Below are 25,109 nucleotides of genomic sequence, written 5' to 3'. Positions count from 1 at the left end.
TATCGTGGGGTCATGCCCAAGGTCAGATCCGTTTTTCTCTCTGATATCCACCTTGGCACGCGGGCGTGCCAGGCGGACAGACTCCTCGATTTCCTGCGCGAACATCCCGCCGAACAGACTTATCTGATCGGCGATATTGTCGATTTCTGGGCGATGAGCCGGAGCATCAACTGGTCGCAGGCCCAGAATACCGTCGTCCAGAAACTGCTGCGCCGGGCGCGGCATGGCGACAGGGTGGTGTTCATTCCCGGCAACCACGACGAGGTGCTGCGCGAATATTGCGGCATCGTCTTCGGCGATGTCGAAGTCGTCGATGAACTGGTCCACGAAACTGCCGATGGCCGGCGCTTTCTGCTCATCCACGGCGACCAGTTCGACCAGGTGACGCGCCATCATCGCTGGGTTGCCGTGCTCGGTGACCATGCCTACGAACTGTTGGTGCGCATCAACACCTTGTTGTCATGGGGGCGGCGCAAGCTGGGCATCGCCGGCTACTGGTCGCTGGCCGGCTACGCCAAACGCAAGGTCAAGACGGCACTCACTTTCATTTTCGATTTCGAAGAATCCGCCATTCACCACGCCAGGGAGCGCGGGCTGGATGGCGTGATCTGCGGACACATCCATTGGGCGACGATCCGCGAGCTCGATGGCCTGACTTACGTGAATTGCGGCGACTGGGTCGATTCCTGCACGGCCATTGTCGAGCACTTTGACGGCCGGCTGGAACTGGTCACCTGGGGCGAGCCCAAACCGGTCCGCCTGCTGGCCGCACCGGCGCCGGTAGCCGAGCCTGTTGCAGAAACAGTGGAGGCGTGAAATGCGCGTACTGATGGTTTCCGATGTCTATTTTCCGCGCGTCAATGGCGTTTCGACCTCGATCGAAACATTTCGTCGTACGCTGGTGGCGCAAGGGGTTGAGGTCAGGCTGGTCGTGCCGCGCTATGGCGACGAACCCGACGAAGAGGGCGTTATTCGTGTCGCCGGCCGCCCGGTGCTGGGTGACCCGGAGGATCGCCTGGTTGGCTGGCGAGCCATGCACCGGGCGGTGCTGGACGCAGCCCGGGATTGCGATCTGGTCCACATCCAGACCCCGTTCATCGCTCACTATGCAGGCCTGAAGGCGGCTCGCCAGCTCGGCCTGCCGGTGGTGGCGACCTACCACACGCTGTTCGAGGAATACCTGCAGCACTACGCCCGGTTCATTCCTGCCGGCTGGCTGCGCGGCCAGGCTCGTGCCTTTTCCCGTCGCCAATGCAATCAGCTTGATGCGGTGATCGTGCCATCGACGGCGATGCGCCAGCGACTGGATGCTTACGGCGTGACGTCGCCGATGCATGTGCTGCCGACCGGTATCCCGCTGGCGCAGTTCGCGGCAGGCGACGGCATGGTCTTCCGTCTGCGTCATGGCATTGCCGAGGACAGGCCGGTGGCGCTGTTTGTCGGCCGGGTGGCGCATGAGAAAAATATCGGTTTCCTGCTTGAAGCGCTGGCTCACGCCCGGCAGACGCGACCCGATACGCTGCTGGTCATCGCAGGCGAGGGGCCGGCGATGAGCGACCTGAAGGCGCAAACGGCTGCGCTCGGCTTGCAGGATTCGGTCATCTTCATCGGCTATCTCGACCGCAAGCAGGCTTTGCCGGATTGTTATGCGGCGGCCGATGTCTTTGTTTTTGCCTCGCGGACAGAAACGCAGGGCTTGGTCCTGATCGAGGCGCTGGCTGCCGGCGTGCCGGTGATCGCGCTGTCGGAAATGGGGACGACAGACATTCTGGCGCCCGGCCGCGGCACGTTTTCGCCGCCGGCCGATCCCAAAGCCTTCGGTGAAACACTCGGTCATTTCCTCAATCATCCGGCCGCCTGGCGCCACCTTTACGACGAGGCGCCGCGCTATGCTCAGGAATGGACGGATGTGGCAATGGCCGAGCGGCTGGCGACGCTTTACCACCAACTGGCCGGTGTGCAGTGCTCGCCGGAAATGCCATTGACGGCCGCCGCATGATTTAATGGGCGATGGCTGAACAAATTGAACTGGTTTGTGGCGGGTGCCACTATTTCCGAGCTGCGGATGCCTTGACGGGCGCTTGCCATCGTTTTCCGCCCAGCTATGTGGGCGAAAATCCAATGAAGGAATCGCATCACTGGCGTTTTCCTATCGTCAGCGTGCATGCCTGGTGCGGCGAATTCCTGTCGAAGTCAGGTGCCTAAATATCTTCGATCGGCGTGACCAGCTGATTCAGGTTGCGCAGTCGTTCAGCCATCACCCGCATGACCTGGGTGGCGAAGAACGGGGTCTGCTGGACCAGGAACTGGAAACGCTTTTCATCGACGGCGACGAATTCGCAATCCGTCGTCGCGATCACGCTGGCCGAACGTGGCCCGGGCAGGACGATGCCGACTTCGCCGACGATGCTGCCGTGCTGCAAGGTTTCAACGACCCGCTCATGGACGACGACGTCGGCCGAGCCGGTGGCCAGCACGAACATCATGTGTCCTTCTTCGCCTTCACGGAACAGGGCCTGGCCGGCCGGGACGCGAATCATGGTTGGATTGTGGGCGAAGAGTTCGATGGAAATCATGGGCAGCGCTTGTTCGATCAATAAAGCCCGTTTCTACCATGGGCAGCCCATCGGCGTCTTGTTCGAAATGTTACAAATGAAGCCGCGTGCTGCGGCTGGTTCAGAATTCGGCGTGGGCGCGCAGCGAGAGGATGTTGGCCGGGCCGCGATCCGCGTTGTAAGCCGGGTTTGAAATGCGCTGGTAATCGGCCGTCAGCCACAGTCCGGGCAGGGCTTTCAGGCTGTAGTAGGTTTCGAGAATGTTTTCCGGACGGTAGTTCAGGGCGCCATCGCCGATGAAGAAGGAAATGCCACCCTTGGCCAGGTAGTCGCGCCGCTCGTGGGAAAGGGCGTTGCGCATCCAGGCAACGCCGACCGTGTCGTCACTGCGGCCCCAGAGGCTGCCCTTGAGTGAGAGGCCGGTGGCGAACGAGGCGTCCGCTTCGGTGAAGGCATAGGTTTCGGTGCGGCCATCGGCGCGCATGGCGCGCAGGAAAGCGCCGATGTTTTCGGTGATCGCCTGCTCGATATTGAGGCCGAATCCGTACTTGATCTTTTCGCCGTTGCGTACGTTCTGGATGGCGATCTGATCGGGGCCGGGATTGTTGTCCAGCCAGGTGCTGCCATCGCGATAAGCGGCCAGGTTGGCGCGATTACGGAAGGCGAGCAGGCGGATCTTGCCAGGCTGGTCGGCGATTTCGTGGGCATGTTCGAGTTCGATCTGGTCGCCGTAATGGCGCTTGATCTGATAGTCGATCGGCAGGGCGTTGGGCTCGCGCGGGCCGGTCATCCGGCCAAAGCGAAATACCCAGTCGCCCTGATACCACTCGCCGGCGAAGCCCCAGCCAAAGCCGCGGGCATCGGCAGCATAGTCGAACGCGGCATGCGCCATGTTGCTCCAGTTCATGAACTGGGTGCGCGGGTCCTTGGCGTAGGCGTTGCCGTCGAAGATATCCAGTGTCGAGAAATTGCCCATGGTCAGCACGAAGCGATCTTTGGCGACATGGCCTGCCATCTGGTTGAAGGCGGATTCGACGAACTCGGTATCGTCACCCAGCGCCCAGGTCTGGCGGAGAAAAAGGCGCTGGCGATAGGCCTTGATCGAGGTGCCGGAAACACGGGTTGCCTCGCCGTTGGTGAAGCCGCCCAGGCCGGTCAGCCGGGACAGCGGGTCACCCTGGCCTGCCTCGACGTTCAGGTAAAGCTCACTGCCCTGCCACAGTCGGGCACCGAGATAAGCTGTCGAGGTGAAGGTATAGCTGCTCTCTCCGTCCGTGCTCAAGCTGTTGGGGCCGGAGTAGGCGGCGCTGAAGGATTTTGACTTCTGCGAGACATAGGTGGCCTGCCCCTTGGCCTGCCAGTTCTCGACGGTTTCGTCTGCGAGACAGGGCGTGGCGATGGCGATGCCGAGGAGGAAGAGGGGCAGGTGGCGCATGAGGAACAGGGGGGATTTTGACGACGAAGGTGCGCATTATAGGTTGCCAGGATGACCGGGAGGTTACGGGAAGGCCTTGCGTGACATTTTCGTGACGACGGCTGTCATCAAAGCTTAGCCAAGCGTGACTAAGGTGGGTGCTTTCACGGAGATGTCATGCAGGAACCCTCTTCGCACGATCTGGGCCTTGATCCGGCCAACGAATCACCGTTCAAGGGCAAGACCGGCCTGCGCCGGGTCTGGAATGCCTTCAGCTACTCGATGGCCGGCCTGAAGGCGGCCTATCTGTGCGAAGACGCCTTTCGCCAGGAGGTGTGGCTCGCTGTCTTGCTGATCCCCACGGCCTTCCTGCTGCCAGTACCTTGGCTGGCCCGCGGCCTGATGGTCGCCAGCGTGCTGCTCGTGCTGGTCGTTGAACTGCTCAATTCGGCCATCGAGGCGGTGGTTGATCGTGTCAGCCTGGAAAATCATCGGCTGGCCAAGCGGGCCAAGGATATCGGTAGTGCTGCCGTGCTCATTTCGCTGCTGCTGGTGGTCGTTGTCTGGGTTTGTGTTTTGCTGGAGAGCGTCTGATGTCGATCGCCATTGCCTTTGTCACTGAAACCTTCCCGCCTGAAGTTAACGGCGTGGCAATGACCGTCGGTCGGCTGGTTGGCGGCTTGCGTGAACGCGGCCATCGGGTCAGCGTCATCCGCCCGAGTCAGAGCAAGGCCGACGCGAGTAGCGAGCATGAACTGACACTGCCGGGTTTTCCGCTGCCCGGCTATCCCGGTCTGCGCTTTGGCTGGCCGGCCAGCCGCCGACTCGCCCGGCAATGGCGACAGAACCGGCCTGATCTGGTGCACGTGGTGACCGAAGGGCCGCTTGGCTGGTCGGCGGTCAACGTCGCCCGGCGCCTGGGCATTCCGGTGACCTCCGGCTTTCATACCAATTTCGACCGTTACAGCGTGCATTACGGGCTGGGCTGGATGCGCCCGGCGGTCGCCGCCTACCTGCGTACCCTGCATCGGCGGACGCTGGCGACGATGGTGCCGACTGCTGCGCTGGCCGCCGATCTGGCCGGCGAAGGCTTGCGCGGCGTTCGGGTGGTCGGGCGTGGCGTCGATGCGGCGCTGTTCGATCCCGCCCGGCGCAGCCCGGAACTGCGCGCCCGTTGGGGCGTTGAAGCGGATGGGCCGGTTTGCCTCTATGTGGGCCGAATGGCCGCCGAGAAAAATCTGGCCCTGGTCGAGAAAAGCTTTGCCGCGATCCAGGTCTGGCATCCCAAGGCAAAAATGATCTGGGTCGGCGACGGTCCATCCGCCAAGCAATTGGCGGCTGATCACCCGGATCAACATTTCGCCGGCATGCGGACCGGCGAGGATCTGGCTGCTCACTATGCCAGCGCCGACCTCTTCCTGTTTCCCAGCCTGACCGAAACCTACGGCAACGTGGTCGCCGAGGCGATGGCCAGCGGCTTGCCGGTGCTGGCCTACCGCAGTGCGGCGGCGGCCGAGTTGATTGTCGATGGCGAGAATGGCCGCCTGGTGGCGCCGGGTGATGAAGATGGCTACAAGCGTGCGGCGCTCGATCTGGTATCGAATCTGGAAAACTTGCCGGTGCTTGGGCGGGCTGCCCGGGGTTCCATGCTGAATCACCATTGGGCGATGGTTGTTGAGCGCTTCGAGACCGTCATGCGGGAAGCGATGGCCTGAAGGCCGGCTACGGGAACATCTGCTCCAATCGTTCCTGCAGTGCGGTCGGGGTGAAGGGCTTGACGATGTAGCCAGCTGCGCCGCTCTGCATGGCATCCAGCACGTTGTCGCGCTGACCTTCGGCGGTAATCATCAGTACCGGAATGTGGGCCAGGTTAGGGTTGGCCTTGATCGCCTTGAGCAGCGCCAGGCCATCCATTTCCGGCATGTACCAGTCTGAAACGACGAGACCGATTTTCTTGTGCTCTTGCAGGCGGGCCAGTGCGGATTGGCCATTGGCAGCCTGATAAATGTCGGTGAAACCGGTGCGCTTGAGCACTTCAACGATAACGCTGCGCATCGAGGCGAAATCATCGACAACCAGGGCGGTGGGTTTTGTCATAGTTGGCAGGCGCTTGGGGAACTCAGTGTTTCATCTCGCCTGAAACCCTGTCAAGGTGCGCTAATGGGGAATGCGCTTAATTTCGACGACGGCAGGATCGTCGCCGTGATCGATCAGCAGGCGTTTGACGCGATCCTGCCAGAGCTTTCCGAAGAGCCCGGTTTCGGCGGCGTTGGCCGCGCCGCTGACGATTCCTGGTAATAATTTGCCGAGCATGGGGTCGGCGGGCACCAGATGAGGCCGAAAAACGCAGTCGACCGCAGCGCCGGTATCGAGGCGCCGAAAGCGCATGCCCATGACCTCGGCAACGCCAAACTTTAGCAAGCCCCGCCGGGCATGTTGCCCGCCGAGCCCCTTGAAGCCCCCATCGCCGGCGGCACCGGTCAGCAAGGTAGCAATGCTGGCGATAACCCCGGCCACGCCACTGTCGAGATCGTCTTGCAAGGCGACGGCGATATTGCCGCGTACCGGCGTTTCGCTGCCGTATAGCTCGCCTAGCGCCCGGACGCTCATCAGCCATGCCCCGGCCACGGTGGGGCAGGAATGCCCGGCCAGTTTGACGGCATCGGCAAAGGTGTACTCGATCAGTCCACCATCGGCCGCACCAAGCAGTTCAGCCAGCGGGTCGCGCAGGGTGATCGCAGGAATCTGGGCAAAAAAATCGGGTAGCGGCATGAGTTTTATCTCCTTTGTCGGCCATTGTCTTGGGATCGTTGCCGGAGGGCCTTGATGTTCATCATTAGCAAATGAGGTTTCGACCAAGATGTGGGCTAGTCCGGCCAATGCTTCCGAGATGAGCTTGGTCGCGTCGTTTCGGGTTGAAGACGGAGGGCATTTTGGATATGAAACTGGCGTATAAAAAGATTTACCAATATGTCATTTGTTGAGAAATGGGCAATTCTTGACAAAAAATTCGTCTGGAATAACCTCTGCCCGTTGTCATAAACAGAAGATCTCAATTATATGAACTGGAAGCTGGTGGTCAGGGGGGTAGTCGGGGTGCTGGGCGTTGTTTCCTCAAGTTTCGTCATGGCTGAGACAGGCGTAAGCGATAGCACGATTTTGGTCGGCCAGTCTGTTCCGCTCAGCGGCCCGTCGCAGGAACTGGGCAGCGAGATGAAACTGGGGGTCCAGCTTTATTTTGACCAGGTGAATAGCCAGGGGGGCATCAACGGTCGAAAGCTGGAACTGAAGGTATTGGATGATGGCTATGAGCCGGAACGCACCGCCGCCAATACGCGTCAGCTGATCGGAAAAGAGGGCGTATTTTCCTTGCTTGGTTTTGTCGGAACACCGACCAGTGTCGCAGCACTGCAGGTTTCGAATCCAGCCAAAGTGCCTTTTGTTGGTGCTTTCACCGGCGCTGATGCCTTGCGCGTACCGTTCAATCGGTACGTATTCAATATCCGGGCAAGCTACGCCGAGGAGTGCGAGCGGATTGTCGAGCAGTTCACTTCGCTGAACGTCAAGCGCATTGCCGTGTTTTTCCAGAACGATGGCTTCGGCAAGGCTGTTCTGAGTGGCGTCGAGCGAGCGATGGAAAAGCGAGGCTTGCAGGTAATCAATAGCACCGCTATCGAACGGAATTCGCTGAACGTTGCTCCCGCGGCAAAAGCGATTGCCGCAGTTCGCCCGGACATGGTGATCATGGCTGTCCCCTACAAGCCCAGCGCAGCCTTTATCAACGCGATTCGCGGCGAAGGCGCCGCACCGCAGTTCTATACGGTTTCGTTTGTCGGGCCGCAAGCCCTGGCCAAGGAACTTGGGCCCAATGGCGCGGGGGTGGGCATTTCCCAAGTGATGCCTTTCCCTTGGTCGATCAACGCGCCGATTGTTCGTGAGTATCAGAAGTTGCTGCAGGGCAAGGCTGAACCCTCATACGTCAGCCTGGAAGGCTTCATCGCGGCGAAAGTTTTTGTCGAAGGGGTGAAACGCGCCGGCAAGGATCTGACCCGTGAAAAGCTCATCGGTGCCATGGAAGGGATGCACAGCTACGATACCGGTGGTTATGCCGTCAGCTTTGGTCCAAACGATCATAACGGCTCGAAATTCGTCGAACTGACGGTTCTGCGCCGTGATGGGAAAATCATGCGCTGAACGGCGTTCGGCTAGCGGCGGCTGGGCATTGTCGCCGCAAGAACAGCAGAAGGGGCCGTCCTGGGATGGCCTCTTCTTTTATGGGAACGGGTCTGTCCGTTGTTAGCCTTGGTCTAGCCGCGCTGGATCAATTCGATCTTGTAGCCGTCCGGGTCTTCAACAAAGGCGATGATCGTGCTGCCATGCTTCATCGGTCCCGCCTCGCGGACTACCTTGCCGCCGAGGGCCTTGATCTCGGCGCAGGCGCCTGCCGCATCCGGCACGGCTAGCGCGACGTGGCCATAGCCATTGCCGAGTTCGTAAGACGGCGTGTCCCAGTTGTGGGTCAGTTCGAGCACGGCTTCCTTGTCCTCGGGGCCGTAGCCGACGAAGGCCAGCGTGAAGCGGCCGTCCGGATAGTCCTGGCGGCGAAGCAGCTGCATGCCGAGAATTTCGGTGTAGAAGGCAATCGATTTGTCGAGATCGCCGACGCGGATCATGGTGTGCAGAATGCGCATGCTGTTTCCTTTAGAGGTGCGGGATTTGCCGGGCCAACTGACGCAGTTCAAGGCGTCGGGTTTTCCAGTCCGGGTAGAGTTGTTCCACCACAGACCAGAAGCGCGGGCTGTGGTTCATTTCCTTGAGGTGCGCCAATTCATGGCAAACGACGTAATCGACCACCGGCAGCGGCATGAAAACGAGCCGCCAGTTCAGCGCGATGTCGCCTCGGTGATTGCAGCTGCCCCAGCGGGTTCGGGCAGAGGAAAGCCGCAAGGGTGGCGTCGCGACACCGAGCCGGGGGGCGTGGATTTGCAGGCGCTCGGCAAAGACAGCACGCGCTTTCTCGCGCAGCGCCTTTTCAAGCAAGCCGTTGATGGCACCGGTACTGACCGGGTGAAGGTAGAGGGTGCCGGGGCCGAATTGCCAGCGGGAACGCCCGACAGTCGTCAGGGCAATGGTCAGCGGCTCGCCTAGTATGGAAATGATCGTGCCGTCGGTGATTTCCTGTTTGCCGGGAACCGGGCGGTCGCGCCAGGCGGCCAGCTTGTCGAGCACCCAGTCGCCGTGCTGATGAATCAGTTTTTCAATATCGCCGATCCGGGCCCGGGTCGGCGCACCGACCCGCAGGCCGCGATGGTCGATGGTCAAGCCTATCGTGCGCCGCTGGCTGCGCCGCAGTTGGTAGGAAACGTCCGCACCGGCAATGGCGATGCGGTGGCTTGTTTCAGGTGGCGTTGTGCTGGGCATCCGAGTAACGGTGCGGCGAGATGCGGTGCATTTCGTCTTCGATCCAGGCTTCGGCCTTCTGGTTGACCTCGGCTTCGGTCATGCCGGTGGCGTCGAAGGCCGGGCCAATGCTGACGGTGACGGTGCCCGGCGTTTTCAGGAAAGCCTGGCGCGGCCACAGTTCGCCTGCATTGTGGGCAATCGGCACGACCTTGCAGCCAACCCGGGTGGCGAGATAGGCGCCGCCTGGCTTGTAGCGTTTCTTGTGGCCCGGTGCGACGCGCGTGCCTTCCGGGAAGAGAATGACGTAGAAACCCTGCTGCAGGCGCTCGCGACCCTGGATAACGACCTGATCGAGTGCCTCCTTGCCGGCGGCACGGTCGATGGAAATCATCTTCATCGCAGCCAGGCCCCAGCCGACCAGCGGCACCTTGAGCAATTCCTTCTTGAGTACGAAAACGCAGTAAGCGCCATTCGGTACATAGTCCTGCAAGGTCATGGTTTCCCAGGCCGACTGGTGCTTGGCGAGAATGACGCAGGGTTCCTGCGGCATGTTTTCCAGGCCGATGACCTTGGGGCGGATGCCCAGGATGTTCTCGACGCCGAACTGGATGCCAAGGCGCCACAGCTTGCCGAAACGGTAGCCCCACAGGCCGCGCAGGGCCAGTGCGGCGATGACGACGAGCGGCGCAGTCAGGATCGACCAGACCAAGGCGTAGGCCATGAAGACCGTGGAGCGCAGGGTTTTCATGGCGTGGTTTCCTGGAGGATGGAGTCGACAGCGGCCGAAAGGTCCTTGAATTCCAGCGTACCTTCGGGCAGGTTACCCTCGGTCTTGGTTTTCTCGCCCTTGCCGGTCAGCACCAGCATGGGCAGGCAACCGGCAGCGGCGCAGGCCTGCAGGTCGCGCAGTGAATCACCAATGGCCGGCACGCCCTTCAGGTCGACATTCAGCGTTTCCGAAATGCGCTTGAACATGCCAGGTTTCGGCTTGCGACAATCGCACTTCGAATCGGCCGCGTGCGGGCAGTAGAAAATCGCATCAATCCGACCGCCCAGGGCCACGACAGCCTTGTGCATCTTGGTGTGGATCTGGTTCAGGGTTTCCATGTCGAACAAGCCGCGCCCGACACCCGACTGGTTGGTCGCGACGACCACCTTGTAGCCGCTCTGGCTGAGGCGGGCGATCGCTTCCAGGCTGCCGGGAATCGGCTTCCACTCGGCCGGGTTCTTGATGAACTGGGCCGAGTCGAAGTTGATGACGCCGTCGCGGTCGAGGATGACGAGTTTGGTGGGCATGGCGGTCTTCCTGCGTTTAGGCGGACAGCTTGGAGATGTCGGCGACCTGGTTCATCGCCGCATGCAGCTTGGCGAGCAGGCCGAGACGGTTGGCGCGCAGGGCCGGGTCTTCGGCATTGACCATCACGTCATCGAAGAAGGCATCGACCGGCGCCCGCAACGCGGCCAGGGCCTGCAGCGATTCGCTGTAGTCACCGGTGACAAAGGCAGCGTCGGCCTGCGGCACGACTTCGACCAGGGCGTCGTGCAGTGCGATCTCGGCAGCTTCCTTGAGCAGCGCATTGTCAACCACGGCCTCGACCGCGTTTTCGACCTTCTTCAGGATGTTGCCGACCCGCTTGTTGGCTGCGGCCAAGGCGGCGGATTCCGGCAGACCCGAGAAGGCGCGCACGGCAGCCAGTCGCTTCGGGATGTCGCCCAGGCGTTGCGGCCGCTGCGAAACGACGGCATCAACTTCCTGCGCCGTATAACCCTGCTCGCGCAGGCTGCCGGCCAGGCGGTCGTAGATGAAGTCGGCCAGGGGCGCTTCGGCCGCCTTGAAGCCATCGACTGAGGCGAACGGCGCGGCGGCGGTTTGCAGCAGATGGTCGAGCGGCAGGGCCAGATTGTTTTCCGCCAGCATGCGGATGACGCCGAGCGCATGGCGGCGCAGCGCAAACGGGTCGCGGTCGCCGGTCGGAATCTGGCCGATACCGAACATGCCGACCAGCGTCTCCAGCTTGTCGGCCAGGGCGACGACGGTGCCGACGATGCCGCGCGGCAGGGTGTCGCCGGCAAAGCGCGGCTTGTAGTGGTCTTCGACCGCATCGGCGATCTCGGCAGCGAGGCCGTCATGCAGCGCGTAGTAGCGGCCCATGGTGCCCTGAAGTTCCGGGAATTCGCCAACCATGTCGGTCAGCAGGTCGGCCTTGGCCAGCACGGCTGCCTGCTCGGCGTGCAGCGCCAGCGCTTCGCCACCCAAGGATTCGCCGATGGCGCGGGCGATGGCGGCAACGCGTTGCATGCGCTCGCCCTGGGTGCCCAGCTTGTTGTGATAGACGACCTTGGACAGGCCGATGACGCGGGACTCCAGCGACTTCTTGCGGTCCTGGTCGAAGAAGAACTTTGCGTCGGCCAGACGCGGGCGCACGACACGCTCATTGCCGCCGATTACGGCCGAGGCATCTTCCGGGCTGATATTGCTGACGACGAGGAACTTGTTGGTCAGCTTGCCGGTGGCATCAAGCAGCGGGAAGTACTTCTGGTTCGCCTTCATGGTCAGGATCAGGCATTCCTGCGGCACGGCGAGGAACTCCTGTTCGAACTGGCCGATCAACACGTTCGGGCGCTCGACCAGCGCGGTCACTTCGTCGAGCAGCGCCTCGTCGTCGATCGGCCGAAGCGCAGCGCCTGTGGCTTGGCCGGCCTTGGCGGCTGCGCCTTCAAGCTGGCGAGCGATTTCGGCCCGGCGCTCGGCAAACGAGGCGATCACGGCGCCGTCGGTGGCCAGCTTGCTGGCGTATTCGTCGGCGTTGGCAAAAACGACTGGATCGACGGTGGCTTCAAAGCGGTGGCCGTGCGTTTCGCGACCGGCATTCAGGCCGAGTACGGCGACCGGCACGACATCTCCGCCGTGCAAGGCGACCAGGCCATGGGCCGGACGGACGAAATTGACGCTGCTCCAACCGTCCTGCAACTGGTAGGTCATGACCTTGGGGATCGGCAGTGCGGCCAGTGCGGCCTCGATGGCCTTCTGCAGGCCTTCGGCCAGCGTGGCGCCCTTGGCCAGACTGTCGAAGAACAGCACGTCAGCTTTGCCGTCATTTTCGCGGCGCAGGCTGGCGACTACGGAAGCGGCGGCGTCCGCATCTATTCCCAATCCGGCCAGCTTCTTGAGCAGGGCCGGCGTGGCGTTGCCGGCCGCATCCAGGCCGACCGCAACCGGCATCAGCTTCTGGGCAACCGGCTTGTCGGCGGCGACTGCTGCAACATCGGTGACGTGGGCAGCCAGGCGACGCGGCGAGGCGTAAGCGGTGATGCTTGCTGTCGCCGGCGCCAGGCCGGCATTTTTCAGGGAATTCGCCAGTGCGGCAGAGAAGGCTTCACCAAGCTTCTTCAGGGCCTTGGGCGGCAGTTCCTCGACGAACAGTTCAACGAGCAGATTCTTGGACGACATATCAGGCAGCTTTCTTTTCAATCTGGGCGAGGACTTCGGCCGCCCATTCCTTGGGCGCCATCGGGAAGCCGAGGCGGGCGCGGCTGTCGAGATAGGCTTGGGCCACGGCGCGGGCGAGATTGCGGATGCGGCCGATGTAGGCAGCGCGTTCGGTGACCGAAATGGCGCCACGGGCGTCGAGCAGGTTGAAGGTGTGCGCGGCTTTCAGCACTTGCTCGTAGGCCGGCAAAGCCAGCTGGGCGCCCATCAGGTGTTGCGCCTGCTTTTCGTGGGCACCGAAGGCGGTGAACAGGAAGTCGGCGTCGGAGTGCTCGAAGTTGTAGGTCGATTGCTCGACTTCGTTCTGGTGATAGACGTCGCCGTAGGTCAAGCCTTCGGTCCAGGTCAGGTCGAAAACGTTCTCGACGCCCTGCAGGTACATGGCCAGCCGCTCGAGGCCGTAGGTGATTTCGCCGGTGATCGGCTTGCAGTCGATGCCGCCGACCTGCTGGAAGTAGGTGAACTGTGTCACTTCCATGCCGTTCATCCAGACTTCCCAGCCGAGGCCCCAGGCGCCGAGCGTCGGGTTTTCCCAGTCGTCCTCGACGAAACGGACATCGTTCTTCTTCAAGTCGAAGCCGAGCGCTTCGAGCGAGCCGAGGTAGAGCTCGAGAATGTTGTCCGGTGCCGGCTTGAGCACCACCTGGAACTGGTAGTAGTGCTGCATGCGGTTCGGATTCTCGCCGTAGCGGCCGTCCTTCGGGCGGCGCGATGGCTGCACGTAGGCGGCTTTCCATGGCTCGGGGCCGATGGCGCGCAGGAAGGTGGCGGTGTGGCTGGTGCCAGCACCCACTTCCATGTCGTAGGGCTGAAGCAGGGCGCAGCCCTTATCGCTCCAGTACTGTTGCAAACGCAGGATGATTTCCTGGAAGGTCGGTTTCTTGCTGGTCGTCATCGGACGCACTCGGTGTAAGCGGAAACCCGTGATTTTACTAGCTTTTGCCATGATTCGGCAGAGCCCCGCCAGCTTGGGTTTTGGCGCTGCCTGGCTGCGGAATTTTGTGGGGTGTGCTGATGTCTATGGGTTGTCAAGTGTTGTTGCTGCGCAACACTATTGCCTTCGGATTGGCGGCTTTGTTTTGACTTAATTCAATATAATCAATAAACTGGATTTTATGTTGCGGTGCAACATCGGATTTCCCGGCCCAAACCGGCCTTTCTTGGGAATTCGGGCGACAAGATAGTCACTGCCCGACCGATGTCGTATCCCCCTGTAACCGTTCGCTGTCGGAGTCGTTTTCCGCAGTGGCAACAGTGAAGGAGGTCACATGATCGCTTCGACCGTTCTCCCGTCTGCTTTGCAGCGCATCTCTACCGTAGCTCTCGATTTTTTCCAGAAGTTCCTGATGATCGCGGGCCTTGTTTTCATCGTTGGCTTGATTGGCGTACAAACCGGCCGTCTCGACCTGGTCGGGAATCTCAAGTCGCTTCTGCCCAGTGCCGAAGCATCCGTGGCCGAAGAGGCCACTGCCGAAGAGCTTGAACCGGAACCTGCCTCGCTCAATGCTCGTATGCGGGGGGCCATGAACTATGTCTCCCACCGTTATCGCGTTTCCGATGAGGCCTTGAGACCGATTTTTGCCACAGCCCAGGCGGTCGGTCGCGAATTGCATCTCGACCCCTTGCTGATCATCGCAGTGATCGGCGTCGAGTCTGGATTCAATCCGTTTTCGCAAAGTGTCGTTGGTGCGCAGGGACTGATGCAGGTCGTGCCACGCTTCCATCACGACAAATTGCCAGAGGATGCTGACTCCTTCCTTGATCCAGTCACCAACGTCCTGGTCGGTGCTCGCGTCCTGAAGGAATCGATCAGCCGCAACGGTGGTCTGGAAGATGGCCTGCAGCAATTCGGCGGGGCTGCCAATGACGCCAATCGTCGCTACGCGACCAAGGTGCTGGCTGAAAAGCAACGTCTGGAGCAGGCGGTACAGCGTCTTCGCGCCGCCTGATCGTTACGGTCGCTGTCGGGTTGCCAGTGCTGCCGGGGAACAATCGGCAGCGCGCGCGGTCCGAAAGTTATCGTATTGATTCAGGGAATTCCGTGTCGCAATCCGCTCATTCTTTCGCCACATTGGCCGGTGGCTGCTTCTGGTGCCTGGAGGCAGCCTTCGAGCAGCTTGACGGTGTCGTTGCCGTGCTACCTGGCTACATGGGCGGTCACGACCCTCGGCCGACATATGAGGCCGTCTGTCGTGGTGACAGTGGTCATGCCGAAGTCGTGCAGATCGAATTCGATCCGGCAATCATTGACTTCGAAACGCTGCTGACCGCCTTTTTCACCATCCATGACCCGACGACGCTGAACCGCCAGGGACATGATGTGGGCACGCAGTACCGCTCGGCCATCTATTTTCACGATGCTGGCCAGCAGTCTGCGGCCGAGGCGATGATCGCCCGCCTCAATGCTGAAGGTGTCTGGGCTTCACCTATCGTGACCGAAGTCTCCCCGGCGAGCGCTTTTTTCGTTGCTGAGGATTATCACCACCAGTATTTTCGGCGGAATCCCTACCAGGGCTACTGCATGGCAGTGGTTGCGCCCAAGGCCATGAAGCTGCGCCAAGTTTTCGCTGAGCGGATCAAGGCGGGTTAGTACCGATTTCCCCTTGGTGGCACCAAGTTGCAGCCAAGGCTCAATATTTTCTTTTCAGAGCCAGCAATAGCATTGCCACGATCATGGCAAGTGCGACCCAGTCCCCAAAGCGCCCGTAGGGAGTCATTCCTGTGTAAGCGCGTACTTCGCCGTGCAGGACACCGGTTTCGAAGGCTGGCAGCGCAGCGCTAACCTGGCCATGGGCGTCAACGATGGCGGTCATGCCGGTGTTGGTGGCGCGCAGCATCGGACGACCCGTTTCCAGCGCGCGCATCTGGGCGATCTGCAGATGTTGCGGCTGGGCCAATGAGTGGCCGAACCAGGCGGTGTTCGACAGGTTGGCGAGGATGCCCGCTGCGGGCAGGGCGCGGATGATCTCGTTGCCGAAGACGTCTTCGTAGCAGATATTGATTGCCACTTTCTGGCCGGCTACGGCGAGTGGCGCCTGCTTTTCCGGGCCGCGCGTGAAGGATGAGGCCGGAATGTTGGCGTAGGCCATGAACCACGCAAAGCCGGGCGGGATAAATTCGCCATAGGGCACCAGATGACTCTTGCTATAGACCTGCAGCGGCGAGGCGCCGAGGCTGACTGCGCTGTTGTAGTAGGCGTTGCCATCGCCGGTCAGCGTGCCGAAAATCAGGTCGCCGCCCTGGCGTTGGGCCAGTGCCTTTAGGTCGTCGAGATAGTCGCCTGGCAACTGGTCGATGAAGACCGGCATCGCGGTTTCCGGCAGCAGCGTCAGTTGGGCCGGGTTGGCTTGGATCAGTTCGCGATAGAGGTTTAGCGTCCGGATGAAGGCTTCCGGGCGGAATTTCATTTCCTGCGGGATATTGCCCTGAATCAGTGCGACGCGAACCGGTTCGCCGACGGGGTCGGTCCAGGCAATCTGACGCAAACCGAAACCGAGTAGGGCAAGCGCGGCAAGACAAGGCAGGCCAAGGCGCCAGCGGACGAGCAGGGCGCCGGATAGCGCCACGATCAGCGACAGGCCGTGCACGCCGAGCAGTGGGGCGAAGCCGGCCAGCGGACTGGGCGGCGCCTGCGAATAGCCGACGGTCAGCCATGGGAAGCCAGTAAAAATCCAGCCTTTGACCCAGTCCAGCCCGGCAATCAGTGCCGCGAACAGCAATGCCTGCTGCCAGAGGCGGCCCGGCTGCCAGCGCTTGAATACCCAGCCGGCGATCATCGGGAACAACGCCATCACTGTGCAGAACAGGAAGGCCGCCGGGCCGGCCAGCCACCACGGCATGCCGCCGAAGATGGAAAGGCTGACGTAAACCCACGACACGCCGCACAGGAAGAAGCCGAGACCGAAGCTCAGCCCGGTCAGCAGGCCCTGGCGTGGTGATTCGGCGCGCTGCAACAGGGCGAACAAGGCGCCCCAGATGGCGGGTGCCAGCCAGAACAGGCCGAACGGCGCAAAGCAGAGGACGCCCGCCGCACCGATCAGGGCGGCAAGGCCAAAGCGGTGCAGCGGCCGCTCAGGCAGGCGTATCTTCAGCACCGGTCTGCGGTTTGGGTGGGTCGATGAGCAGGGTGTAGAGACGGCGGCTATCGGCGCGCAGCACCTGGAAGCGCAGGCCGCCAATGTCGACAACCTCGTTGCGCTTGGGCATGCGGCCAAGATGGCGCAGGATCAGGCCGCCGACCGTGTCGAATTCTTCGTCGGAGAATTTGGTCGAAAAGGCGGCGTTGAAGTCCTCTATCTCGGTGCGCGCCTTGACGCGGTAGCGGCCGGAGGCGTCGAGACGAATGTTGTCGTGGGCTTCGTCGAAGTCGTATTCGTCCTCGATGTCGCCGACGATCTGTTCCAGTACGTCCTCGATGGTCACCAGGCCGGCGACGCCGCCGTATTCATTGACGACGATGGCCATGTGGTTGCGCGAGACGCGGAATTCACGGAGCAGCACGTTCAGGCGCTTGGATTCCGGAATGAATACGGCCGGACGGAGCCAGTCGCGCAAGCTGAAGTCTTCTTCGGTGTGAATGCGCAGCAAATCTTTGGCGAGCAGGACGCCGAGCACATTGTCGCGGTCGCCATCGACGACCGGAAAGCGCGAGTGGGCGGCTTCGATGACAATCGGGACAATTTCGTCCATCGGATTGTCGACGTCGATGACGTCCATCTGAGCTCGCGGGATCATCACGTCGGTGACGCGGGTTTCGGAGGCCTGCAGGGCACCTTCGATGATGGTCAGCGCATCGGCGTCCATCAGATTGCGCTCGTAGGCGCTGTGCAGAATCTGAACCAGCTGCTCGCGATCTTCAGGTTCGCGCAGCAGCAGGGAGGTCAGACGTTCGATAAAACCGGGTTTACTGTCACTATCCATAATGTTTAAACCGCATACGGGTCTGGATAACCCATTGCAGCGAGAATCTCCCTTTCTTCGTCTTCCATCGCCTGGGCATCATCGTCATTGTCATGATCCCAGCCCTGCAAATGCAGCATACCATGCACCGTCAGGTGCGCGTAATGAGCCTCCAGCGGCTTGTTCTGCTCGGCCGCTTCCTTGCTCACGACGCTCGGGCAGACGACCAGATCGCCCATCACCACCGGTTCGGTATCGTAGGGAAAGGACAGCACGTTGGTTGCGTAATCCTTGCCCCGGTATTCCTTATTCAGCGACTGGCCTTCGTCGGCGTCGACCAGGCGGATGGTGACTTCGCCGCCGCCAACCAGCGCGGCACGTGCCCAGCGCACGAAATCTGCCCGCAAGGGTAGCCCTTCCCGGTTACAGGCGTATTGCACCGAAAGATTAAGTCGGTTGCTGGGTGCGTTTTTCATAGGCGTCGACGATGCGGGCGACCAGCGGGTGGCGCACCACATCTTCCTTCTTGAAGTGGGTAAAGGCCAGGCCGCGTACGTTGTCGAGCACGGAGATGGCTTCGTTCAGGCCGCTCTTGTGGCCCTTGGGCAGGTCGATCTGGGTGATGTCGCCGGTGACTACCGCCTTGGCGCCAATGCCGATGCGGGTCAGGAACATCTTCATCTGCTCCGGCGTCGTGTTCTGCGCCTCGTCGAGAATGATAAAGGCATGGTTCAGCGTGCGGCCGCGCATGAAAGCAAGCGGGGCGATCTCGATGGCGCGCTTTTCGTAGAGCTTGGCGACGCGGTCGGCACCCATCAGGTCGTACAGCGCATCGTAGAGCGGGCGCAGGTAGGGGTCGATTTTCTGGGTCAGGTCGCCGGGCAGAAAGCCGAGGCGCTCGCCGGCTTCGACGGCCGGCCGGGTCAGGATGATGCGCTCGACCAGATCGCGTTCGAAGGCGTCGACGGCGGACGCGACAGCCAAGTAAGTCTTGCCAGTGCCGGCCGGGCCGATGCCGAAAGTGATGTCGTGTTCCTGGATCGCCTTCAGGTAAGCCACCTGGCGCGGCGTGCGGCCATGCAACTGGGTGTTGCGGGTGATCAGTTGCGGACCATCCACCGGACCCTCGCTGCGTTGCGACACGCGGCGAACCGGCGCGTTGGTCAGTTCGATCAGACCAAGCTGTATTTCATCCACTGATAGCGGGGCGCGTGACATGGCGTAGAAGTGCCGGATGGCATCGGCAGTCAGTCGGGCTTTTTCGCCCAGGATCGAGAACCGTTCGTTGCGGCGACGAATCACCACGTCAAAACCGGTTTCGATCTGCCGGATGTTTTCGTCCAGCGGGCCGCATAGATTGGCCAGTTGGGCGTTGTCGACTGGCGACAGCGCCAGCTCGACCGGTTTCTGCTTCGGCGCCGGCTTGGTGGCAGCACCTGTTTTCATGCCATTAGTCTTCTCGGATGACAATTTCGCCCCTCAGCGTGTGCGACAGCGACGACGTGATGCGAACATCGACGAAGGTGTTGATCAGGCGCGGGTTGCCGGAAAAGTTGACGATGCGGTTGTTGTCGGTCCGGCCGGCCAGTTCATGCACGTCCTTCTTCGAGGTGCCCTCGACCAGAACACGCTGGATGCTGCCAACCATGGTCTGGCTGATCGCCTGTGCCTGTTCGTCGATGCGCTTTTGCAGACGCAGCAGGCGGGCTGACTTCACGTCGGCCGGGGTCGAATCGTCCAGCTCCAGCGCCGGGGTGCCGGGGCGCGGGCTGTAGATGAAGGAGAACGAACTGTCGAAACCGACATCGTCGATCAGCTTCATCGTCTTCTCGAAATCCTCGTCAGTTTCGCCGGGGAAGCCGACGATGAAGTCCGACGACAGGGAAATATCCGGTCGTGCCGCCCGCAGTTTGCGGATGATCGACTTGTACTCCAGCGTCGTGTAGCCGCGCTTCATCGCTGCCAGCACACGGTCGGAACCTGCCTGAACCGGCAGGTGCAGGTGCGAAACCAGTTTCGGGACCTTGACGTAGGTGTCGAACAGACTCTGCGTCATCTCGCGGGGGTGCGAGGTCGTGTAGCGGATGCGCTCGATGCCCGGCACTTCGGCGATGTATTCGATCAGCAGGGCGAGGTCTGCCTTTTCCTCTGTGCCTTCCATGTCGCCGCGATAGGCATTGACGTTCTGGCCGAGCAGCGTCACTTCGCCGACGCCATGGGCCGCCAGATCGGCGACTTCGGTCAGTACATCGTTGAACGGCCGCGAAACCTCGCCACCGCGGGTGTAAGGCACGATGCAGAAGGTGCAGAATTTGGAGCAACCTTCCATGATCGAGACAAAAGCCGAAGCGCCCTTGATTTCAGACGGCGGCATCGCGTCGAACTTCTCGATTTCCGGGAAGGAAACGTCGACGGCCGCCTTGCCCTTGGCCTTGCGTTCGGCAATCAGTTGCGGCAAACGGTGCAGCGTCTGCGGTCCGAAGACCACATCGACATACGGTGCCCGAGCGATGATCGCATCGCCTTCCTGGCTGGCGACGCAACCACCGACGCCGATCACCAGGTTCGGATTCAGTTTTTTCAGGTGGCGGACACGGCCGAGGTCATGGAAAACCTTTTCCTGCGCCTTTTCGCGCACCGAGCAGGTATTGAACAGGATGATGTCGGCTTCTTCGGGGTTGTCGGTCTTGATGACGCCTTCGGAAGCATTGAGTACGTCGGCCATCTTGTCCGAATCGTACTCATTCATCTGGCACCCAAAAGTGCGGATGAACAGTTTTTTTGGCATGAAATTACTTTAAAAATCAGTGGGTGCCGCTTCGGCAAGCAGGCGGCAGAAAAGTTGCGCATTATAACGCGGTTGACCGTCTGGTCGCCCGCAATCTATAATCCGCGCCCTCTAAGCGTGGTGATGTAGCTCAGACGGTTAGAGCGATGGATTCATAACCCATAGGTCGGCAGTTCGATTCTGCCCATCACCACCACGTAATACCGTAAGGCCCTGATTTGCAAGATTACCCCTTGTGACTCAGGGCCTTATACTTTCCAACTCCCATACAGACTCCAATACAAGACGTATGAAGTTGGATAAAAACGTGCCTAAGCCGTACCCTGATCCTGACAGCGGAATCTACTACACGAACTTCCGCATTCCTGCCGATCTCGTCCCCCATTACAACAAAACGCACATTCAAAAGACTTTGCGTACAAGGGACAAGAAAAAGGCCAAAGACCTAAACGACGAGCGCTGGTTTCTTCTCCTTCGCGAGTTCGACCGAATCCGACGTGAGCGCACCCTCGGCGTTTCGATGACTGAAGAGTTCATCCCCCACCTCTTAGACGAGTGGCTGCATTTCAGCCTTAGAGAAGATGAAGAGTTGCGTCTTCGCTGTTCATCAGCGAGAACCAACGAAAACAGTGAGCATGTCTATTACGGCATGGTCGACGAGTTGCGAGAGGGGGCGCGTACCGGCAAACATCCTGACTTTTTGCTGCGTGATGCTGCGTGGTTCTTCAAACAGAAGGGTATCGAGTACGACAGTCGCAGCATTGCCTTCGCCAAGTTCATCGAGGAGCTTTCCCCAAGGTATGCACGTTACCTCAACACTCTGGCTTCCAGAGATCAGGGCGAACGTGAGCCAACCCCTCCGCCCCCACAGCAATCGTTAATCCCGCTGTCGCAAGTCACCAAGGAGTTCCTTGGCAGTCGCTCAAAGGGCAAGGCTACGGCGCTGAAGAAAGACTCCGCTTGCGTGGACAAGCTATTGGAGATAGTTGGAGACAAGCCCATCACTGCACTCAAGCAGCAGGATATTCGCGACTTCTTCGATGTGGTTCAGCGTCTTCCTTCGCAGCGTGGCGGCCCCAAGAAACCGAAAGCGGTGACGTTGAGGGCATGGGCTGGCGATGAAGTGACGATGTCGCCGGAGACGTTCAAGAACAACTACGTTGCTCCGATTCGGCATCTTCTCAAGTGGGCGAAGAGTATGTACCACGATCAAGGGTTTCCGGTTGGCCTAACCGTCGACGCCATCACCTATCAAGGTACGCGAGTGAAAGGCGAGGACAAGCAACGTGCTTTCAAACAGCCTGAGCTTGAGCGCCTGTTTCTTGGCGAGGAAATGCAAGCGATTGCCAGCGATCCGGAAAAGGCCGGTCGTTACTGGCTGCCAATGCTTGGCCTATACACCGGCGCCCGTATCAACGAAGTTTGTCGGATCAATCCTGAGGTCGATTGGATCGAGCAAGAAGGGATTCAGTGCCTAAGTATTACGACAGAGACAGAACCTGGCGAAGACATCACCAAGAGCATCAAAACAGGTACTCCGCGCATTGTCCCGATCCATCCTAAACTCATTGAGCTAGGTTTTCTCGCGTACCTTGAGAGGGTTAAAGCTAGCGGTACAGGCCGACTGTTTCCAGAGTTTAAGCCGAAGGGTGGCAAGGCCGGAGAACGAGCGCGAGAGTGGTTCTCGTCGTTTGTTGCCGATACAGGGTTACGGGACGACACCCCGTTCGCGAAAATCACAGGCTTCCACGCATTTCGTCACACGCTGATTACCTACGCGGCGAATCACGAAGATGCGTCTATGGAATCCGCAATCGACCAGATCACGGGACACGTAGGGCAAGGCTCTGCGGTGAAGCGTGGGTACATTTCCAGTCGCGCGATCAAACGTGCGTACGAGACTGTTTGCAAGGTGGATTTTGGCCTTACATTCTGGATGACCAAGGTTTGGCAAGGGGAAAGCAGATGACGACAGAAGTAGCTTGCCAACACTTTGAGGTTGGTTTTGAATGCCGAGTTACTCAGAAAATGGCAGAAAAAAATACGATGAAATCCACCAAGGCAAAACCACGCGCGATTGATCTTTACTCAGGGATCGGCGGGTGGTCACTCGGCCTTGAAATGGCGGGCATTGAGGTCGTTGCGTCCTATGAATGGTGGGACAAGGCCAATCGAACCAATCACAAAAATAATCAACATCTCGCTACTGAGATCGATATCCGACAGTTGCGACTCGAAGATTTGCCCAAGAACATCGATATTGTGGTTGGAAGCCCTCCTTGCACACAGTTTTCCTTCGCAAATCGTGGAGGTAGTGGCGATATTGAGGATGGTCTGAAAGATATAGCCAAGTTTTTGGCGGTGGTCGATTACGTCCGCCCCAAGCATTGGGCAATGGAAAACGTCCCTCGTGTTGCGAGCATCATCGAGAAGGAAATGCAGATTGGCGGTCGTCTAGCCCATTTTTCCCACCTGAAGCCAGTAATCAAGATTGTTGATACTTGCGAGTGGGGAGTGCCACAGCGTCGTCAGCGCTGCATCGTTGGCAACTTCGATTTCGGCCTACTCCAGTCGTACAAAGAGCATACAAAGCCGCGAACACTTGGTGACGTTGTTTCCGTACTCTCTCAAGCAACCATAACCGATCCGATTTACGGTATCGAAGTGGCTAGAGAAGAGCTTACCGATCACGTGATTGAGGAGTTCCTCTCAGCAGAAGAGGAGCGGATGAATCGGGAAATGAAGACCTACCACCCGGTTTATAACAACATGGCCTTCCCCGATCCCCTAAACCGAACCGCAAGGACGATTACGGCGACCTGTACGCGGGTATCCAGAGAGAGCGTTGTGATTGCAGCGCCTGAACAGAAGGGACGCTTCAGGCGTTTGACCGTGCGTGAGCGAGGGTGTCTTCAGGGATTCCCTATTACTTACCAGTTTTTTGGTGATAGCTATGCTCAAAAACTGAAGATGATTGGAAATGCAGTTCCTCCGCTCTTTACGTTTTACGTTGCACAAGCGATGTTGGGGATTTCGCCAGAGACTCTCATTCAACCCAATGAGGGTATCGGTCGGTTTGTTGGGACAGAGGAGCGCCCCAAAGTAACTCGCCCTGATACTGCCGGTGACTCCTACTCTTCCACCAGACGGTTCAGAGCAGCACTTCCTCATCTAAGGTTCAAGAGTGGGGTGCGTTTTGAGCTGGCAAACTCGTTTGTCGGTAGCGTACCTGAATGGAGGGTCAAGTTCTTCTTCGGTAATTCGAAGAACATTACAGAACTCCCTCTTTCAGATGGCCTTCTGAAGAAGTTGAAAGCGTCCAAAGAGGTTGAGGGTGTCTTGCCTCAAGTTATGACATCAATCGCCCACGTAGATCAGGTGATTTCTTCAACTGATGCCCAGACCCTTCAACGTGTCTGGACTCATACGCTAGAGCATCGCTTCCATCCGTACGATGTTGTTGATGTTCTGGGTCAGGCAACAGAGGAAACGATCACTCTCCTTTGCAAGCACAACCGGGGGTCTGAAGGCGTAATCGCGAAAATCCTCGAAGATATGGGTTACCCACAAGGTTCCGACAAGGTACTCAAATACTCGGATGCGGTACTTGCAGGGTTGCTGGTTGGAGCGTTTGCAAATCTGCGTTTCTGCGACCCCTCGTTCTCAAACTCTAAGGGCTAAAAGACCTGTCCAGACATTGCCACTCTCTTTTATAGTCTACGATTTAGGAGAGTGGCATACATGAAGATCAAGACCCATAGTTATCGGTTTGCTGAGGAGATTGTTCAGCATCCAAAGCATCAGGCAGCCTGGAATGAGATTCAGGCGATTCTCAGTGGTGCGCCACTTTTCGTATATCCGAACAAATCATCGAGCAATGACAAACTGGATGTCGTTCAACAGGTTATGAACACCTACTTTGATCGGGTAATGGCAATCGATCACGGTTGGGAATATCACCCCTTAGCCACAAGCATCGAAAACTCTGGGTTAGCCGCAGATTTCAAAAAAACGTTCGGCGATATTGTTGTTCAGGCGGAAGTTCAGTTCGGCAATATGTCGCGTTGGTATAGCGATGTATTCAAGTTTCAAACGGCTTACTCGCAATCGTTGATCAATATTGGCCTTAGTGTTGTGCCAATGAACTCTCTTGCAAAGCGTATCGACTCCAATATCGTGAACTTCGAGCGTACAGAGCGTGAACTGCCCTCCGCGAAGCTGTCAATTACGCTTCCAATATTGCTGATTGGCCTTGAGCCGGATGTCGATACGAATATCGTTGATATTTCCCAATGCAAGTTTGGTGGGATCAAAAACATTACAGGCAGAGGGAAAAATGCCAACAAGTGGCGCATCGTGAACGGATATCTGAACGGTACGCCAATGGGTGATATTGGCCCAGACAGTCCGACAGGCCCAATGCTTGATGATGCGGACGAGGAATAACCTTGGCAAGAGCGATTTGAAAATCTCGGAAAAATGTGAAGCGGCAAGTTGATCTGACCTGAACTCGAACTTCCCCCCCGTACCTCCTTGTCGCCTTAACTGCTGTCACCCTTC

The 25,109-nt window shown here is 59.4% G+C and carries 26 protein-coding genes and 1 tRNA gene; 12 read left to right on the top strand and 15 right to left on the bottom strand.

Going from position 1 to position 25,109, the window contains the following annotated elements; genetic code table 11:
* Window positions 1–12 precede the first annotated feature (12 nt).
* The 3 genes from DARO_RS18115 to DARO_RS23175 are packed head-to-tail and all read left to right on the top strand — an operon-like array spanning window position 13 to window position 2,205.
* Window positions 13–816 carry a UDP-2,3-diacylglucosamine diphosphatase gene (locus DARO_RS18115; protein ID WP_011289273.1) on the top strand — a complete coding sequence of 268 codons (804 nt, stop codon included), beginning with the start codon at window positions 13–15 and terminating at the stop codon, window positions 814–816.
* A gap of 1 nt (window position 817) precedes the next feature.
* On the top strand, window positions 818–1,999 hold the full coding sequence (locus tag DARO_RS18110; protein WP_011289272.1) for a glycosyltransferase: 1,182 nt from the start codon (window positions 818–820) through the stop codon (window positions 1,997–1,999).
* A gap of 11 nt (window positions 2,000–2,010) precedes the next feature.
* Complete coding sequence (locus tag DARO_RS23175) at window positions 2,011–2,205, top strand: hypothetical protein (RefSeq protein ID WP_041224497.1); 195 nt, start codon at window positions 2,011–2,013, stop codon at window positions 2,203–2,205.
* Here DARO_RS23175 and DARO_RS18100 read toward each other — a convergent pair.
* Window positions 2,202–2,576 carry a cyclic nucleotide-binding domain-containing protein gene (locus tag DARO_RS18100; protein ID WP_011289271.1) on the bottom strand — a complete coding sequence of 125 codons (375 nt, stop codon included), beginning with the start codon at window positions 2,574–2,576 and terminating at the stop codon, window positions 2,202–2,204. The genes DARO_RS23175 and DARO_RS18100 overlap by 4 nt on opposite strands.
* 100 nt (window positions 2,577–2,676) lie before the next feature.
* Window positions 2,677–3,990 carry a carbohydrate porin gene (locus tag DARO_RS18095; protein ID WP_011289270.1) on the bottom strand — a complete coding sequence of 438 codons (1,314 nt, stop codon included), beginning with the start codon at window positions 3,988–3,990 and terminating at the stop codon, window positions 2,677–2,679.
* A gap of 156 nt (window positions 3,991–4,146) precedes the next feature.
* Here DARO_RS18095 and DARO_RS18090 point away from each other — a divergent pair, with 156 nt between their 5' ends.
* The gene (locus DARO_RS18090; protein ID WP_011289269.1) at window positions 4,147–4,563 is read left to right on the top strand and encodes a diacylglycerol kinase; all 417 of its coding nucleotides are present in this window, start codon (window positions 4,147–4,149) and stop codon (window positions 4,561–4,563) included.
* Window positions 4,563–5,684, top strand: a complete 1,122-nt coding sequence (locus DARO_RS18085; RefSeq protein ID WP_011289268.1) for a glycosyltransferase family 4 protein — start codon at window positions 4,563–4,565, stop codon at window positions 5,682–5,684. Before DARO_RS18090 ends, DARO_RS18085 begins: the two co-directional genes overlap by 1 nt.
* Before the next feature lie 7 nt (window positions 5,685–5,691).
* On the opposite strand, the gene DARO_RS18080 is transcribed toward DARO_RS18085, so the two are convergent.
* A complete protein-coding gene (locus DARO_RS18080) occupies window positions 5,692–6,066 on the bottom strand; it encodes a response regulator (protein WP_011289267.1) in 375 nt (124 codons plus the stop codon).
* A gap of 60 nt (window positions 6,067–6,126) precedes the next feature.
* Window positions 6,127–6,741: a hypothetical protein gene (locus DARO_RS18075; RefSeq protein ID WP_011289266.1), complete on the bottom strand. Its 615-nt coding sequence runs from the start codon at window positions 6,739–6,741 to the stop codon at window positions 6,127–6,129.
* A gap of 288 nt (window positions 6,742–7,029) precedes the next feature.
* Here DARO_RS18075 and DARO_RS18070 point away from each other — a divergent pair, with 288 nt between their 5' ends.
* The gene (locus DARO_RS18070) at window positions 7,030–8,163 is read left to right on the top strand and encodes an ABC transporter substrate-binding protein (protein WP_011289265.1); all 1,134 of its coding nucleotides are present in this window, start codon (window positions 7,030–7,032) and stop codon (window positions 8,161–8,163) included.
* A gap of 113 nt (window positions 8,164–8,276) precedes the next feature.
* On the opposite strand, the gene gloA is transcribed toward DARO_RS18070, so the two are convergent.
* From gloA to glyQ, 6 genes are read right to left on the bottom strand one after another with little or no spacing between them, the layout of a single operon-like run.
* Window positions 8,277–8,660 (bottom strand): lactoylglutathione lyase, encoded by a 384-nt coding sequence (gene gloA / locus DARO_RS18065; protein WP_011289264.1) that lies wholly within the window; start codon window positions 8,658–8,660, stop codon window positions 8,277–8,279.
* Between the two features lie 10 nt (window positions 8,661–8,670).
* Window positions 8,671–9,390, bottom strand: a complete 720-nt coding sequence (locus DARO_RS18060) for a YgjP family zinc-dependent metalloprotease (RefSeq protein WP_011289263.1) — start codon at window positions 9,388–9,390, stop codon at window positions 8,671–8,673.
* A complete protein-coding gene (locus DARO_RS18055) occupies window positions 9,368–10,120 on the bottom strand; it encodes a lysophospholipid acyltransferase family protein (RefSeq protein WP_011289262.1) in 753 nt (250 codons plus the stop codon). The genes DARO_RS18060 and DARO_RS18055 overlap by 23 nt, the downstream gene beginning before the upstream one ends.
* Window positions 10,117–10,668: a D-glycero-beta-D-manno-heptose 1,7-bisphosphate 7-phosphatase gene (gmhB, locus tag DARO_RS18050; RefSeq protein WP_011289261.1), complete on the bottom strand. Its 552-nt coding sequence runs from the start codon at window positions 10,666–10,668 to the stop codon at window positions 10,117–10,119. The genes DARO_RS18055 and gmhB overlap by 4 nt, the downstream gene beginning before the upstream one ends.
* Window positions 10,669–10,684: 16 nt before the next feature.
* A complete protein-coding gene (gene glyS, locus DARO_RS18045) occupies window positions 10,685–12,823 on the bottom strand; it encodes a glycine--tRNA ligase subunit beta (RefSeq protein WP_011289260.1) in 2,139 nt (712 codons plus the stop codon).
* Window position 12,824: 1 nt separating this feature from the next.
* The gene (gene glyQ / locus DARO_RS18040; protein WP_041224494.1) at window positions 12,825–13,757 is read right to left on the bottom strand and encodes a glycine--tRNA ligase subunit alpha; all 933 of its coding nucleotides are present in this window, start codon (window positions 13,755–13,757) and stop codon (window positions 12,825–12,827) included.
* 373 nt (window positions 13,758–14,130) lie between these two features.
* Between glyQ and DARO_RS18035 the strand changes: the two genes are divergently transcribed.
* Both DARO_RS18035 and msrA read left to right on the top strand, forming a co-directional pair.
* A complete protein-coding gene (locus DARO_RS18035) occupies window positions 14,131–14,811 on the top strand; it encodes a transglycosylase SLT domain-containing protein (RefSeq protein ID WP_011289258.1) in 681 nt (226 codons plus the stop codon).
* 92 nt (window positions 14,812–14,903) lie between these two features.
* The gene (gene msrA / locus DARO_RS18030; RefSeq protein WP_011289257.1) at window positions 14,904–15,452 is read left to right on the top strand and encodes a peptide-methionine (S)-S-oxide reductase MsrA; all 549 of its coding nucleotides are present in this window, start codon (window positions 14,904–14,906) and stop codon (window positions 15,450–15,452) included.
* A 40-nt stretch (window positions 15,453–15,492) separates the two neighbouring features.
* Here msrA and lnt read toward each other — a convergent pair whose 3' ends face one another.
* The 5 genes from lnt to miaB are packed head-to-tail and all read right to left on the bottom strand — an operon-like array spanning window position 15,493 to window position 20,549.
* A complete protein-coding gene (gene lnt, locus DARO_RS18025; RefSeq protein WP_011289256.1) occupies window positions 15,493–16,956 on the bottom strand; it encodes an apolipoprotein N-acyltransferase in 1,464 nt (487 codons plus the stop codon).
* Window positions 16,934–17,782, bottom strand: a complete 849-nt coding sequence (locus DARO_RS18020) for a transporter associated domain-containing protein (protein ID WP_011289255.1) — start codon at window positions 17,780–17,782, stop codon at window positions 16,934–16,936. Before DARO_RS18020 ends, lnt begins: the two co-directional genes overlap by 23 nt.
* A 5-nt stretch (window positions 17,783–17,787) precedes the next feature.
* On the bottom strand, window positions 17,788–18,237 hold the full coding sequence (gene ybeY / locus DARO_RS18015; protein WP_011289254.1) for an rRNA maturation RNase YbeY: 450 nt from the start codon (window positions 18,235–18,237) through the stop codon (window positions 17,788–17,790).
* Window positions 18,209–19,207, bottom strand: coding sequence for a PhoH family protein (locus DARO_RS18010; protein WP_049758781.1), 999 nt, complete (start codon window positions 19,205–19,207; stop codon window positions 18,209–18,211). Before DARO_RS18010 ends, ybeY begins: the two co-directional genes overlap by 29 nt.
* 4 nt (window positions 19,208–19,211) lie before the next feature.
* A complete protein-coding gene (miaB, locus tag DARO_RS18005; RefSeq protein WP_011289252.1) occupies window positions 19,212–20,549 on the bottom strand; it encodes a tRNA (N6-isopentenyl adenosine(37)-C2)-methylthiotransferase MiaB in 1,338 nt (445 codons plus the stop codon).
* A 119-nt stretch (window positions 20,550–20,668) separates the two neighbouring features.
* On the opposite strand from miaB, the gene DARO_RS18000 reads away from it, so the two are divergent.
* The 4 genes from DARO_RS18000 (at window position 20,669) to DARO_RS17985 (ending at window position 24,995) form a co-directional block, all read left to right on the top strand.
* A tRNA-Met gene (locus DARO_RS18000) sits at window positions 20,669–20,745 on the top strand.
* A gap of 93 nt (window positions 20,746–20,838) precedes the next feature.
* Entirely contained in the window at window positions 20,839–22,518 is a 1,680-nt protein-coding gene (locus tag DARO_RS17995) for a DUF6538 domain-containing protein (protein WP_011289251.1), read from the top strand.
* Window positions 22,515–24,230: a DNA (cytosine-5-)-methyltransferase gene (locus DARO_RS17990; protein ID WP_011289250.1), complete on the top strand. Its 1,716-nt coding sequence runs from the start codon at window positions 22,515–22,517 to the stop codon at window positions 24,228–24,230. The genes DARO_RS17995 and DARO_RS17990 overlap by 4 nt, the downstream gene beginning before the upstream one ends.
* A gap of 60 nt (window positions 24,231–24,290) precedes the next feature.
* The gene (locus DARO_RS17985; RefSeq protein ID WP_011289249.1) at window positions 24,291–24,995 is read left to right on the top strand and encodes a BglII/BstYI family type II restriction endonuclease; all 705 of its coding nucleotides are present in this window, start codon (window positions 24,291–24,293) and stop codon (window positions 24,993–24,995) included.
* Window positions 24,996–25,109: the final 114 nt, after the last annotated feature.

The organism is Dechloromonas aromatica RCB (assembly GCF_000012425.1).
Note: the sequence above shows the minus strand (reverse complement) of the source record. Positions and strands in the feature narration are given on the sequence as shown.

What these genes read in the sequence shown, in the direction of transcription:
- DARO_RS18075 (WP_011289266.1), bottom strand. Translation starts at nt 6,741, where the DNA reads ATGCCGCTACCCGATTTTTTTGCCCAGATTCCTGCGATCACCCTGCGC.
- DARO_RS18100 (WP_011289271.1), bottom strand. Translation starts at nt 2,576, where the DNA reads ATGATTTCCATCGAACTCTTCGCCCACAATCCAACCATGATTCGCGTC.
- gloA (WP_011289264.1), bottom strand. Translation starts at nt 8,660, where the DNA reads ATGCGCATTCTGCACACCATGATCCGCGTCGGCGATCTCGACAAATCG.
- DARO_RS18060 (WP_011289263.1), bottom strand. Translation starts at nt 9,390, where the DNA reads ATGCCCAGCACAACGCCACCTGAAACAAGCCACCGCATCGCCATTGCC.
- glyS (WP_011289260.1), bottom strand. Translation starts at nt 12,823, where the DNA reads ATGTCGTCCAAGAATCTGCTCGTTGAACTGTTCGTCGAGGAACTGCCG.
- DARO_RS23175 (WP_041224497.1), top strand. Translation starts at nt 2,011, where the DNA reads ATGGCTGAACAAATTGAACTGGTTTGTGGCGGGTGCCACTATTTCCGA.
- DARO_RS18035 (WP_011289258.1), top strand. Translation starts at nt 14,131, where the DNA reads ATGATCGCTTCGACCGTTCTCCCGTCTGCTTTGCAGCGCATCTCTACC.
- DARO_RS18110 (WP_011289272.1), top strand. Translation starts at nt 818, where the DNA reads ATGCGCGTACTGATGGTTTCCGATGTCTATTTTCCGCGCGTCAATGGC.
- DARO_RS17990 (WP_011289250.1), top strand. Translation starts at nt 22,515, where the DNA reads ATGACGACAGAAGTAGCTTGCCAACACTTTGAGGTTGGTTTTGAATGC.
- DARO_RS17985 (WP_011289249.1), top strand. Translation starts at nt 24,291, where the DNA reads ATGAAGATCAAGACCCATAGTTATCGGTTTGCTGAGGAGATTGTTCAG.
- DARO_RS18095 (WP_011289270.1), bottom strand. Translation starts at nt 3,990, where the DNA reads ATGCGCCACCTGCCCCTCTTCCTCCTCGGCATCGCCATCGCCACGCCC.
- DARO_RS18070 (WP_011289265.1), top strand. Translation starts at nt 7,030, where the DNA reads ATGAACTGGAAGCTGGTGGTCAGGGGGGTAGTCGGGGTGCTGGGCGTT.
- DARO_RS18115 (WP_011289273.1), top strand. Translation starts at nt 13, where the DNA reads ATGCCCAAGGTCAGATCCGTTTTTCTCTCTGATATCCACCTTGGCACG.
- gmhB (WP_011289261.1), bottom strand. Translation starts at nt 10,668, where the DNA reads ATGCCCACCAAACTCGTCATCCTCGACCGCGACGGCGTCATCAACTTC.
- miaB (WP_011289252.1), bottom strand. Translation starts at nt 20,549, where the DNA reads ATGCCAAAAAAACTGTTCATCCGCACTTTTGGGTGCCAGATGAATGAG.
- DARO_RS18055 (WP_011289262.1), bottom strand. Translation starts at nt 10,120, where the DNA reads ATGAAAACCCTGCGCTCCACGGTCTTCATGGCCTACGCCTTGGTCTGG.
- DARO_RS17995 (WP_011289251.1), top strand. Translation starts at nt 20,839, where the DNA reads ATGAAGTTGGATAAAAACGTGCCTAAGCCGTACCCTGATCCTGACAGC.
- DARO_RS18020 (WP_011289255.1), bottom strand. Translation starts at nt 17,782, where the DNA reads ATGGATAGTGACAGTAAACCCGGTTTTATCGAACGTCTGACCTCCCTG.
- DARO_RS18090 (WP_011289269.1), top strand. Translation starts at nt 4,147, where the DNA reads ATGCAGGAACCCTCTTCGCACGATCTGGGCCTTGATCCGGCCAACGAA.
- DARO_RS18010 (WP_049758781.1), bottom strand. Translation starts at nt 19,207, where the DNA reads ATGAAAACAGGTGCTGCCACCAAGCCGGCGCCGAAGCAGAAACCGGTC.
- ybeY (WP_011289254.1), bottom strand. Translation starts at nt 18,237, where the DNA reads ATGAAAAACGCACCCAGCAACCGACTTAATCTTTCGGTGCAATACGCC.
- glyQ (WP_041224494.1), bottom strand. Translation starts at nt 13,757, where the DNA reads ATGACGACCAGCAAGAAACCGACCTTCCAGGAAATCATCCTGCGTTTG.
- DARO_RS18080 (WP_011289267.1), bottom strand. Translation starts at nt 6,066, where the DNA reads ATGACAAAACCCACCGCCCTGGTTGTCGATGATTTCGCCTCGATGCGC.
- DARO_RS18085 (WP_011289268.1), top strand. Translation starts at nt 4,563, where the DNA reads ATGTCGATCGCCATTGCCTTTGTCACTGAAACCTTCCCGCCTGAAGTT.